This window comes from Chryseobacterium vietnamense, from assembly GCF_031454475.1.
GTDB classification, from domain to species: Bacteria; Bacteroidota; Bacteroidia; order Flavobacteriales; family Weeksellaceae; genus Chryseobacterium; species Chryseobacterium vietnamense.
Genome location: NZ_JAVDQX010000001.1, coordinates 135,271 through 147,768 on the forward strand (window position 1 = coordinate 135,271; position 12,498 = coordinate 147,768).

Sequence of the window (12,498 nt, forward strand, 5' to 3'; positions counted from 1 at the left end):
AAAAATTAGAGTTATGAAAATGTTTAAACAAGCAATAGTACTGGCTGGTATTTTAACAGCAGGTATCGCAAGCGCCCAAAGTGCTCAAATGAACAATATGATCAAGGTAGGTGCAAATGTTGGTTTAGCAGTTCCCGCAGATAATCTTTCCGCTGCAGTAGGAGTGGATGTAGCTTACCAGAATTTGATTACACCAGGATTTGGACTAGGTATCGCATCAGGATATACTCACTATTTTGGAAAAGAGAACAACGGATATAAAAACAATGATGTAGGAGTAGTTCCAGTAGCAGCATTAATCAGAATTTATCCAAAACAAACCGGTTTCTATTTCGGAACAGATTTAGGATATGGTTTCTTAGTAGGAGATAAAACGGTTGCATCCAATACTAATGTTGAGAGAGCAAGCGGAGGCTTCTACCTAAAACCGGAGATCGGTTACCACAACAGAGACTGGAATTTCTTCGTACAATACCAAAAGGTTTTTGTAGGAACTAAAGGAGATTTGCCTGGTCAGGACTATAATGTGGGGAATATCGGTGTAGGATTCGGTTACAATATTCCATTAGGAAAGTAGTTAGATTTAATATATAAACAATTATTAACCAAAACCTTTTCACGAAAGTGAAAAGGTTTTTTTGTTCTGTGCAGGATTTACAAAAACAATTATTATATTTGGTAAAATTTGAGGTTATGATTCTGAATCCAAAATTTCCACTTTATTTACCAGGAGTAGAAAACAGTAATAATGATAGTGTTTCTATCATTGGAGCAAGTCTCCGTGAAGATATAACAATCTTAGGCTATTTTGTTTCCGGGAACGGAGGTCTTGAGATAAAAGTAGAAAATAAATATGCAACTAAAGAATATGCTTCCTTTTCAGATATTTTAAAGAAGTTTATTCAGGATAATCAGCTTGAAAATGTAAAACGTCTGGGAATGGCAGTGCCAGGTCCTGTATTGGACGGGAAAAGCAGCCCTGCACGATTGGGATGGCATTTAGATGTTGCTGAATATGCACGTGATTTCGGGTTTGAAAAAGTAGAAATGCTGAATGACCTGGAAGCTTCTGCCTATGGAATGGCTCTTCTTGAAGATAATCATCTTGAAGCTATTTATACCAGCGGACATCTTGAAAAAGGAAATGTAGCGGTTCTTGCGCCCGGAAACGGATTGGGAGAAGCGGGATATTTCTTTGACGGTAAATACCTGAGACCTTTTGCAACAGAAGGAGGACACTCAGAGTTTTCACCAAGAACCAACGTAGAGGTTGAATTTTACCAATTCTTAAATAATATCTACGGTATTGTAAGCTGGGAAAATGTACTTTCCAAGTCGGGATTATTCAATATCTACAGATTCTTAAGAGATGTGAAAAGACATCCTGAGCCGGAATGGTTAGGAGAGCGCCTTGCACAGGGAAATTTTGTGGAAGAACTTTATAAAGCAGCTATCGAGGAGAATGTATTGATCTGCAGAATCGCTTTAGATACTTTCCTTGAATTTCTGGCAAGAGAAGCGAACAACTTAACATTAAAATTAAAAGCTACCGGAGGATTGCTGATTGCCGGGGATATTCCACAAATGATCGCGGAATATATCGACAAGGCGAAATTCTATGAGAAATTCAAGATCAGTGATAAAATGGAGGAAATGCTTAAAAATACTCCCATTTATCTGGTCAAGCAAAATCACACTGCATTAAATGGTATAGCACTTTATACAGCTTACTATCAGTTATAAAATAAAGCTCCGAAGAAATTCGGAGTTTTTTTATGGGATGATATTATTCATGAAAATAATAAATTTTATTGATATACATCAATGAAATCTATCGAATAAGATGCTACCTTTGTCTCGTTAAATAAGTAAACAACTCTATTCAATGAAAAAAATATTTTTAGTAGCAGTTTTAGCTGGTGGATTAGCTTTCGGACAGTCAAAAAAAGTAGTAGCGTCTGATGTACACTGGTGGGGATATAAAGTAGCAAAATCTGAGGCTAGCTCTCACGACGGTACTGTAAAAGTAAAGTCTGGAGATATGGTAATGAAAGGAAACCAATTGGTAGGCGGAAGCTTCGTATTGGATATGACTTCAATCAGCTCTACTGACCTTACAGGAGAATATCAGCAGAAATTAAACGGACACCTTAAAAATGGTGACTTCTTTGAAGTTGAAAAATTCCCTACTGCAAGCTTCAAAATTACAGGAGTAAAGAAAAATAACGATAAAGTTTATAACTCTCTTGTAACAGGAAACCTTACTGTAAAAGGAAAAACAAGCCCAATCTCTTTCCCTGCCAAGATTTCTTACAGCAAAGGAGTAGTAAGCCTAGTATCTAATAAATTCTCTTTCGACAGACAGAAATTTGATGTAGCTTACAAGTCTACAATGCAGGATGTTTTTGTGAAAGATGATATTGATATGCTTGTAAAGGTAACTGCTCAATAAATTAATCAAAAAAAGATTATTAAAAGTGTAGAAGTTCTACACTTTTTTTTATTTTTGTTGAATTGTAAATAAAAAAGAATGAAAAGATTACTATTGTTTGCTATGGTGTGCGCAAGCATGTCATTTGTTTCTGCCCAAAAGAAATTTGATAAAGTGTCAAAAGTGACTTCATCAGAGATCAGATGGTGGGGGTATAAAGTGGTAAAAACCGAAGAGACTTCCCACTCAGGAACAGTAAAGCTGAAAAGTGGAAAATTTAACTTTGACCATACGGTCCTGGTAGATGGAGAGTTTGTAATAGACATGAGAAGTATGATGGCGGGTGATGTTTCTGATGAAGATCAGATCAAACTTACCAATGATCTGAAGAGCTCAAACTTCTTTGAAGTAAAAAAATTCCCTATTGCAAAATTCCATTTGACTAAAATTATTCCTTTAGCAAACAGTGAATACAATTCTACAGTGTATGGTGACCTTACCCTTAAAGGCGTGAGAAAAACAATTTCTTTCCCTGCGAATGTATACGTTACTCAGTTCACCACATCTATTGAATCTGCAAAGTTCTCCCTGAACAGAAGAGACTTTAAAGTATTCTATCAGTCTTCATTGAAAGATTATTTCATTAAGAACGAAATGGATATTCAATTCAAAGTGACTACAGAAATGCTGGATAACGAGAACAGAATTCAGAAGAAGAAAAAATAAGATATATTTTTATCAATACAGAAGAGCAGTTCGTAAAGACTGCTCTTTTTTTTATGCTTCATGACATAAAGATTAGAAGCTGTCATTCCCTTGTTTCTGTATTTTTCATAAATTAGTGGTATGAAAATTTATATCGTAAGCGGTCTGGGAGCAGACTTTAAGGTCCTTGAAAGAATAGAGTTTCCCAAACACTGTGAATTGATTTTTATAGATTGGCTTATTCCTGAAAAAAATGAGCCCTTCGATGCTTATGTCAAAAGAATGGCGGAAAAAGTAGATGATTCCGAGCCCTTCTGCCTGTTGGGATATTCTTTTGGAGGAATTATTGTGCAGGAGATCAATCAATTGAAACCTGCAGAGAAAGTGGTGATCCTTGGAAGTATAAAATCAGACAAGGAAAAATCCAGATTCATTAGGACAGGTGAGGTTACAAAAATTCCAAGAATACTTCCTGTAGGCTTATTCAACGACAAAGCAGCCAATGTGTATGCCGTGATCCGAAAGCTTTTTGATCCTAAAAATCCTAAACTCCTTCAATATTTTAAAGTGAGAGATCCTTATTACCTGAAATGGTCTGTAGAAAAAGTATCTGAGTGGAAGTTTGATGAAAACCCGAATGTCATTCAGATATTAGGCGATAAAGATATTGTTTTCCCAATCCGTTACTCTAATCCGAATTACGTGGTAAAAGGAGGAACACATCTTTTTCCGGCTACGAAATCCAAAGAAGTTTCCAAAATACTGAAAGAGATCTTTTTTGAAAAAATAGAAAATGTAACTAGTTAATATATTTTTTTAGGGGTAATTGTTTTAAAAATGTATTTTTTAAAGAATTTATATTTAAATTTGATGGGGTTAAATATAATTTTATGAAAGTAGGATTAAAGTGGATTGTTTCATTCTCAATAATCACACTCGTTGCAATTGGTGGATTGTTCTGGAATCCGGTTACAGATATTCCTGATACAGGAGAATTTTTAAGTGAAGATAAAATTGTTGGTGCCGATGTTGCCTGGATTTTGGCAGCGGCAGGACTTGTTCTGCTTATGACACCCGGGCTTTCCTTTTTTTACGGAGGAATGGTGGGAAAGAAAAATGTAATTTCTACCATGCTGCAGAGTTTTATTGCTTTAGGAGTGATCTCTATGGTCTGGGTAGTCGTAGGTTTTTCTTTGTCTTTCGGTGAATCTTTAGGAATTACCATTGCTGGCAAACATTACGGTATCATTGGGAATCCGCTCAGTTATCCATTTTTTAGCGGAGTAGGAAATCTTCCGCATAAACTGATGGCTCCCACCATACCATTTATCCTTTTTGCCTTGTTTCAGATGAAATTTGCTGTTATTACTCCCGCGATTATTACCGGATCTTTTGCAGAAAGGGTGCGTTTTATCTCTTATTTACTATTCATCGTTCTTTTCAGCCTATTTATTTATACGCCGCTTTGTCATATGGTATGGCATCCTGATGGTCTTTTGAACAAATATTTTGGGGTAAAAGACTTCGCAGGAGGAACTGTTGTGCATATGAGTGCCGGTTTTGCGGCCCTTGCAGGAGCTCTGGTGGTAGGAAACAGAAAGAATCCTCACCATGAGCCTTCCAACATACCATATGTACTTCTGGGAACAGGAATGCTGTGGTTTGGATGGTTCGGATTTAATGCAGGATCTGCTTTGAGTGCTTCTGCTTCTGCAGCTACAGCTTTTGGAACAACTACCATAGCGTCTGCCTCTGCGATGATGACCTGGATCTTTTTTGACAGAATAAACGGAAGAAGTGTTTCAGCTTTGGGTGCATGTATTGGAGCTGTAGTAGGGCTGGTGGCGATTACTCCGGGATGTGGTTTTGTAAGTATTCCGGAAAGTCTTTTTATTGGATTTATTACAGCGATCGTTTCCAATCTGATGGTAAACTGGAAAGTTTTAAAGAAAGTAGATGATACCCTGGATGTTTTTGCCTGCCATGGAGTAGGAGGGATTATGGGAATGATTCTTACCGCTATCTTTGCACATGGTGAAAAAGCAAGTCTGCTTCACGGGGGAATCGATGTTTTTCTTCATCATATAGCAGCCCTGGTTTTAGTTTCTGCTTTTACTTTTTTAGGATCACTCATCTTATATAAATTTACAAACTCACTGATTACATTAAGAGTTTCCGAAGAGTCTGAAAATAAAGGGCTTGATTTGTCTCAGCATGAGGAGTGCCTGCAATAGCTTTTATATTGTGATGATATGTTAATTTCATTAAAAATTTGAAGGTATATTTTAGGATTTATCATGTATCTTTGTTTTTGAGGAAAATGACGAATCATTTATGGAATCAATATCGGTTTTTGAAATTATTAAAGTAGGAATAGGCCCATCCAGTTCACATACAATGGGACCTTGGAATGCAGCAGCAGCATTTATCAGGATTATAAAAAGAGAAAGATCAATAGAAGAAGTTAAAGAGGTTTTTCTTGAATTTTTTGGCTCACTCGCAAAAACGGGGATTGGGCACGGAACTGATATTGCAGGAATGCTTGGATTGAATGGAGAAGATTTTAAAACCATTAATACTTCAAAAATTGATGAAAAGATAGATTACATCAAGAGTACTCAAACCATTAACCTTGGTGGTGAAAAGGTAATTCCGTTTATCTACGGACATCATTTGATTTTAAACATGAAAAAGAGCCTTGATTTTCATCCGAACGGAATGATCTTCAGAGCTGTTTTTGAAGACGGAACTGAACTTGTGCAGGATTTTTATTCCGTAGGAGGCGGTTTCATTGCCAGCCAGGAAAAAAACTCTATCCAAAAGCAGTGTGTACGTACATTGTATCCTTGTCATAAGGCTTCGGATATTGCAAAATATTGTGAAAAACTGGGATTTGATAAGATTTCAGATCTGATTTTTATGAATGAAGAAAGCTGGAGAACTCAGGAAGAAACGAGACAGGAGGCGCTTTATATCTGGCAGCAGATCAAAGAATGTATTTACAAAGGGGTCAATAAAGAAGGAATTCTTCCAGGCGGACTGAATGTTTCCCGAAGAGCCGCAGGAATCAACAGAAAACTGTTAGGAGATAAGATCTATAAAAATAAAGACGAATGGTTCCAGCAGGTAGTAGACGCTGAAGAGAACTTTACGAATATCAACAAATGGATTGCCTGTTTTGCACTGGCAGTGAATGAAGAGAATGCAAGTTTCGGAAGAATTATTACCGCACCTACCAATGGCGCAAGTGGAGTAATTCCGGCTGTATTGATGTATGCGCAGGCATTTACACCATTTACCAATGAGGATGATATTGTACGATTCTTACTTGTAGCAGGAGAAATCGGAACATTATTCAAGAAAAATGCAACCATTTCTGCAGCGATGGGTGGGTGCCAGGCAGAAATCGGAGTCTCTTCTGCAATGGCAGCTGCCGGACTTACAGAAATCTTAGGAGGAAGTGTAGGACAGGTATTGATGGCGGCAGAAATTGCAATGGAACATCATCTGGGATTAACCTGTGACCCAATTAAAGGGCTGGTACAGATTCCGTGTATTGAAAGAAATACAATGGGTGCAATGAAGGCCATTACGGCAGCCAATATTGCACTGGAAAGCGATCCTACGAAAGCAAAAGTAACATTAGATGAGGTGATTCTGACGATGTGGGAAACTGCCCAGTCGATGAGTGACCGTTTTAAAGAAACTTCTGAGGGCGGACTTGCGATTGCAGTTAACGTTCCGGAATGTTAATATAAATAACACTATTTTAAAAATAAAACCCTTAGCCATTACTGACTAAGGGTTTCTTAATAAAATAAAAGTAAAAACCGTCGGGCTTTTAGTATCATATAAAGAATTTTTATCTTAAAATTCCTCTGATTCTGTTGGCGTTGGAAATCAACTCTTCAAGGTATTCATAGTTTTCTTTTTCCAGAGCGGATTTGAATTTTCTGAGCTGAGTGATATGTTCGTTCAGAACATCCAGTACATTTTCTTTGTTCTGTTTAAAAATGGGAACCCACATTTCCGGATGCGATTTGGCAAGACGTACGGTACTTGAAAAACCGGAACTGGCAAGCTGGAAAATTGTTTCTTCTTCGCGTTCTTTTTCCAATACGGTATTGGCAAGGGCATAAGACGTAATGTGGGAGATATGTGAAATGTAAGCGGTGTGAACATCATGATCTTCCGCATTCATGTAAATCATGTGCATATCCAAGGCATTGACTACCTTTTCAACGGTAGCCAGAGCATCATCAGCCGATTCTTCCTTGTTGCATATCACACCCGCTTTTCCGGAGAAACTTTCAGCAATAGCGGATTTCGGACCATTGTTCTCTGTTCCCCACATCGGGTGAAATGCCACAAATCTTGACCGTTTCGGATGGTTTTTTACCGCATGTACAATGCCTGCTTTGGTGGAACCTGCATCCATTACAGTCTGCTGATCAGATACAAGATCCAAAACAGAAGGTAACATTTTCCTGGCAGCATCTACAGGGATAGCAAGAATAATCAGATCCGAATTTTTAATTCCATGCTCAAGATCTACTCCGGCATCGATGATCTTAAGATCCAATGCGTCACTGATATGCTGTGTATTGTTATCGATTCCGTAGATGAAGCTGGCCAGATTTTTCTCTTTTAATTTCAAAGCCATCGAACCTCCGATTAATCCCACTCCAATAATACTTATTTTCATCTTTTTACATTTTTTTAAATAAAAAAACCTCGTCCCTAGGACGAGGTTTTAAATTATATTCATAAGAATCCTATCCCAGAGCTGAGGTGAAAATTCTATAATAATATGTTCCGTTGTTAAAAATCACAGAGCAAAGGTATAAATATTTTTTAAATGAAACGAAATTTTCTTTTCTAAATTGTATAGGGATGGGATGAGTTGGCTTTTGATTATGTTTTTTAGGCTTCTACTATGACTTCTCCTTGTAATATTATTGTCTTTATTTCTCTCTTGTGAAGGACTTTTGTATGATATTAGTATAGTTATTAATAAGAGTAATCTATTCATATGCTTGAGTAATTACTTGAAATCTAATCTAATATCTGTAAATAAAGCTAATCTCCTTGAGGAGACAGTGAGGCTTCATCTTCTAACTGTCCATTTTCAACAACATTCTTTACAGGAGTTAATCCATAATAATTATTTTGTTCAATAATCTTTAATATTTCTGGATGTGCACCTGTTATATTGTAGAACGAAGTTCCTGCCTTTTGCCAAGCACGACTACTATTTAAAGGTTTATATTTATAAAATGCAGGACTTTCTATATTTGCTACATAAGCTATTATTTTTGCTTTTTCTTCAACACTGAATTTTTTAGACGGTGCTTCAGCAAAAATACCATCTTTGTCATCTTTGAATAAATAATTTAGGTAATTGCTCAATGCATATATCAATCTGTCATCATTCTCATTGGTGTTGTTAAAAACATAGCTTAATAAACCCTCCTGAATCTTTAATTTTCCTTGGCAATCTTTAGTGAAAAATATTTCACCTAGTTTTACTGCCTGCCAAAGTTGTCCTGATTCTGTATATGATTTGTATAGATCCTCTATAACCTGCTTATTTATTTTTTCTTCTTTATCATATCCAAAAGTAGTAACCAATTGTTTTAAGAAGTTTTTATCATGTGCTAGTAACCATGCTAAATCAGACTTACTATCATTAAATAGGTATTTATTGCGAGCTGCTATTTTATTTATATTTTCGAAACGTTTTTGTGTTAAATTTTTATCTTCATTCCATTTTGTAATGCTTACCTCATTTTGGATTTTTTTAACATTGTCTTCAAAATTTTTAGATTCGGGAAATACTTTTGAATAATCTGTAATTTCAGGAATTGCAAATAATTCAGTGATAAATTTATTATTTTTAACTATATAATAAGATTTAGGAGTCATTTCAGCATCTGAGTTTCTATTATAGGTAATTGACTTATTACAAAGATTATTGCCATCTAAATAAACATATTTAGTAGCCATATCATAATCAATCTTTCGGTTGAAAATATCAAATACTTTTTTAATAAACTCTTCTGTAGATGGAGACCTATAGCCTTTTTTGGATAATTCTGATTCTAATATAGGTATAGAGCAATCAAGATCAGTTTCGTTATAATTATAATTAGGATAATCTGTCTCACTTTTTTCTGCTGAGAAACCTGCCTGAAGTTGAGATTGAAGGCATTGAGGTGTTTCCATAGTTATATTTTTTGAATTATCAATTATTGTCTGTTCTTTCTTTTGACAAGAAGCAATAACCGAAAATGCTAAAATTGCTATAAATAATATACCCTTCATTAATTCAAAGTTTTTACATTCAGTGATTTTATGGTCTCTAACTTATAATAAATTGAAGTGAGCATTCCTAGAAAATCTATCAGATATTCTATACTTATGAATGGCTTATTTTATTAAGTCAATTATTTTATTATTAATCATTTTATTATAATCTCCTTCAAAAAGTCCATTTGTATACTTTTTGTAATATTCTATTTTTGATATTGAAAATTCAAAGTAGGATTTCTCTTCCTTCTCATAATATTTTCCATCTAAATAATTAGGATAATTTTGGTAATCATTATCATTTTTAATAATATACTTACTTGGTATTTCAACAAGAATATTATCTCCTGTTTCATAGATTTTTAAGATACCAGAATAATTAATATCAGATTCTTCATAATCTGGTTTCCAATATAATACCCTTTGTCCCAACGGGTATGAAACTTTATTTTTATACAGATATAATTTCCACCCAAAATGGTTTTCACCATTTATAGGAAAGAAGATGATATAGTTTTTAGAGGTATTTGAAAAATATACAATAGGAGAAGAGGTTTCTAGATCTTCATTATTGATTTTCCTAATTATAGCCTTCTCTATGTCATCAAAAACAAAAGTTATAAGTTCATATCTGTTTTGATCACTTCCTTCAATAAGGGTATTTGAGACAATGAAGTTTTTACAGTTTAATGTATAACTTGTTGATTCTGTACTTTCTTCGTCACAATTGATTTTAGTTAATTGAAGTAGGTTTTTAGTGTTATCTGACTTGCTTGAAACTTCAGATGTTGATGTTTCTCTTGGCTTGTCTGAACATGCAACAAGTATGAGTACAAATACCATTAAAAAGGGTTTCATCATTTGATTAAGTTATTTATTCAGATTTTATCCTGCTTTTATGGACATATCCTTTTTTACCTTCTTTAGAAACCACTAACCACCAATCTCCGTTTTGGTTTAAAACTTCAACTTGTTCACCGGTGTTGATCTTTTGTAAGATTTGGGAAGAAGAGTTTTTCTCCTTCCTTAGATTGGTAAAACCATCACTATCCTGAATGATAAAATTGGTATTGCTTTCTTTTTGATAAATATATTTCACATAGTCTTTTAAAGTAGGTAAATCATAAAATTTATTTTTTTCCAGATTTGATATATATATTGGATTTTTATTTAAATAGCTTTCAATATTACCTTGTATTCCAACTCTTAATTCTCTTTCAAATAAGTAAGATATTGTTTTTTCAGGTTCAAAATATTCTTTTGGAGATGATGATATTTTATTTATTATATCACCTATTCTTAAATAACCATTACCTTCTTTAGCATAAGAAAAGTCTTCAACTTTACCTTTATAAATAATAGTTTCTATGTCGTCAAATATTTGTTTTTTTAATTTTTTATAGCCGTCAGAATCTACAAAAATTAACTGCTCCATATCGGAAAGGCTATTAAAATCGAATTTTTTAAATACTGATTCTACAAGCTTTTTATCCCTATTGTATCCATAGTAAACAACTAAATCGTATAAAAGATTTAAATTGTTTGTTTGCAACCAAACATATGATACAGGAGTATTATAAAATACGTAAGAATTAAAATGATATAACAAGTCAGGATTTATAAACTCTGGTTCGGCAGCACCAGCGTCCTGAATGAAAATAAATTTATTTTCTTTAATAGCTACCTCTGGAAACATTGCCGTACGTAAAGCAATTATGGAATTTTTATAATCTTTTAAATTGAAAGAAAATACATCCAAAATTTTTTGATTAAAGGTATTTTCATCCGGAAATTGAAATTTTCTTTGCTCTAATACTTTTTTCGCTTTGTTGATAAATTCAGGAGACAGGTCATCATAGTTTGATTTTGTGCCGTCTCCTTCATCTGTAATGTTATAAGGTGCGTCTTTTAATGAAATTATATCTTTAATATTACGCAATTGAAGTTTACTTTCTTGTCTGGTGCAAGAAAGTAGAAATGAATACAAAAGAGCTAAAGAAATATTTTTCATTATTTGTGTTTATTTTAGAATCCAGCAATAGGAGTTTTCGGCCTTATTAGAATCCCAGAAATTCTAGATGGCCTAAATTGTAATAATTATTTTTTAAATCCATCTTTTTTGATCTTTGAACTATATTTATTGCATCATTATCCACTCACTATTAGTAGATTCGCCTCCTATTCCCTTTATATAAAATTGATTTTTGTCGTGTTTAATTATAAATTTTGGATCAATACTTACACAATTTAATTGATCACCACTATAATAGACTTCTAGGTGATTGTCTTTTTCGATACCTATATATTTACCTTCACACAGGTTGGACTCTTTATATGTGTTTAAGGATAACAATATATTATTTTTTTTAATGTCAAATTTATATGAAATAGAAGCCATACCTGTTGTTGTAGCTTCTGTTTCTACTGAAGTAGAATGAATACCATCGTAAATTGATGAATTGTTTTTGAGATTTTTAAAGAGCTCTTTCTGAATAAGACTGGTTTCAAAAGCTAAAATATCTTCTGGAATTTTTGAAGTTTCTATTTCTCCTATTTGTTTCCATTTTCTATCTTCATATAAATAAAATGTTGTTTTTGCATTTTGTTTTGGTTCAAATTCTCCAGCTTCCCCTCCAGTATAAGTAATGAATTTATTAGGTAGATATGAGGCAACTACATAATAATCATTTTCTTTAATAAGATTTTTTATCGCTTTTGAATTTTGGGCATCATTTTCAGGGTTAGTAGATTTTGAATAATAACCTTTCAAATTACTAGGATTCCAAAAATATTGAGTTTCATCCGTTTTTCCAATAAAGTCTACGCTGAAAATACCTATTTTTTTATCTGAATAGGTATATGTTGGATAAGGATTGGAGATGTCTGGAATGAAAAAACCAGTTTCTTGGTATTTTACATCTAGAAAATTGATAGTGTTATCATCTTGGACTGTAATTTTAGTAGTTTTAGAATTTTGACTTTTATTTTTTTCTTGTCCATTACAACTTTGTAAAGTGATAATTGCAATGATTATAAAAAATATTTTATTCATG

General features: G+C 33.8%; 12 protein-coding genes. 7 read left to right on the forward strand and 5 right to left on the reverse strand.

The window, feature by feature from the left end; all coding sequences use genetic code 11:
- Positions 1-13 precede the first annotated feature (13 nt).
- From J2786_RS00620 to J2786_RS00650, 7 genes are all read left to right on the forward strand, one after another.
- Positions 14-577: a hypothetical protein gene (locus J2786_RS00620; protein WP_034692268.1), complete on the forward strand. Its 564-nt coding sequence runs from the start codon at positions 14-16 to the stop codon at positions 575-577.
- Positions 578-693: 116 nt separating this feature from the next.
- The gene (locus J2786_RS00625; protein ID WP_047432653.1) at positions 694-1,743 is read left to right on the forward strand and encodes a glucokinase; all 1,050 of its coding nucleotides are present in this window, start codon (positions 694-696) and stop codon (positions 1,741-1,743) included.
- Between the two features lie 142 nt (positions 1,744-1,885).
- Positions 1,886-2,452, forward strand: a complete 567-nt coding sequence (locus tag J2786_RS00630; RefSeq protein ID WP_047432650.1) for a YceI family protein — start codon at positions 1,886-1,888, stop codon at positions 2,450-2,452.
- Positions 2,453-2,530: 78 nt separating this feature from the next.
- Positions 2,531-3,157 carry a YceI family protein gene (locus J2786_RS00635; protein WP_047432647.1) on the forward strand — a complete coding sequence of 209 codons (627 nt, stop codon included), beginning with the start codon at positions 2,531-2,533 and terminating at the stop codon, positions 3,155-3,157.
- A gap of 120 nt (positions 3,158-3,277) precedes the next feature.
- Complete coding sequence (locus J2786_RS00640) at positions 3,278-3,943, forward strand: alpha/beta hydrolase (RefSeq protein ID WP_047432645.1); 666 nt, start codon at positions 3,278-3,280, stop codon at positions 3,941-3,943.
- An 83-nt stretch (positions 3,944-4,026) separates the two neighbouring features.
- Positions 4,027-5,370: an ammonium transporter gene (locus J2786_RS00645; protein ID WP_047432642.1), complete on the forward strand. Its 1,344-nt coding sequence runs from the start codon at positions 4,027-4,029 to the stop codon at positions 5,368-5,370.
- A 100-nt stretch (positions 5,371-5,470) separates the two neighbouring features.
- Positions 5,471-6,889 (forward strand): L-serine ammonia-lyase, encoded by a 1,419-nt coding sequence (locus tag J2786_RS00650; RefSeq protein WP_047432640.1) that lies wholly within the window; start codon positions 5,471-5,473, stop codon positions 6,887-6,889.
- A gap of 109 nt (positions 6,890-6,998) precedes the next feature.
- Here J2786_RS00650 and J2786_RS00655 read toward each other — a convergent pair whose 3' ends face one another.
- The 5 genes from J2786_RS00655 to J2786_RS00675 form a co-directional block, all read right to left on the reverse strand.
- Entirely contained in the window at positions 6,999-7,841 is an 843-nt protein-coding gene (locus J2786_RS00655; RefSeq protein WP_047432636.1) for a prephenate dehydrogenase, read from the reverse strand.
- A 374-nt stretch (positions 7,842-8,215) separates the two neighbouring features.
- Positions 8,216-9,460 (reverse strand): hypothetical protein, encoded by a 1,245-nt coding sequence (locus J2786_RS00660; protein WP_047432632.1) that lies wholly within the window; start codon positions 9,458-9,460, stop codon positions 8,216-8,218.
- A gap of 105 nt (positions 9,461-9,565) precedes the next feature.
- Complete coding sequence (locus tag J2786_RS00665; RefSeq protein WP_156121468.1) at positions 9,566-10,306, reverse strand: hypothetical protein; 741 nt, start codon at positions 10,304-10,306, stop codon at positions 9,566-9,568.
- 13 nt (positions 10,307-10,319) lie between these two features.
- Positions 10,320-11,456, reverse strand: a complete 1,137-nt coding sequence (locus J2786_RS00670; protein WP_047432626.1) for an SH3 domain-containing protein — start codon at positions 11,454-11,456, stop codon at positions 10,320-10,322.
- A gap of 126 nt (positions 11,457-11,582) precedes the next feature.
- Positions 11,583-12,497, reverse strand: a complete 915-nt coding sequence (locus J2786_RS00675) for a hypothetical protein (protein ID WP_047432624.1) — start codon at positions 12,495-12,497, stop codon at positions 11,583-11,585.
- Position 12,498 lies beyond the last annotated feature (1 nt).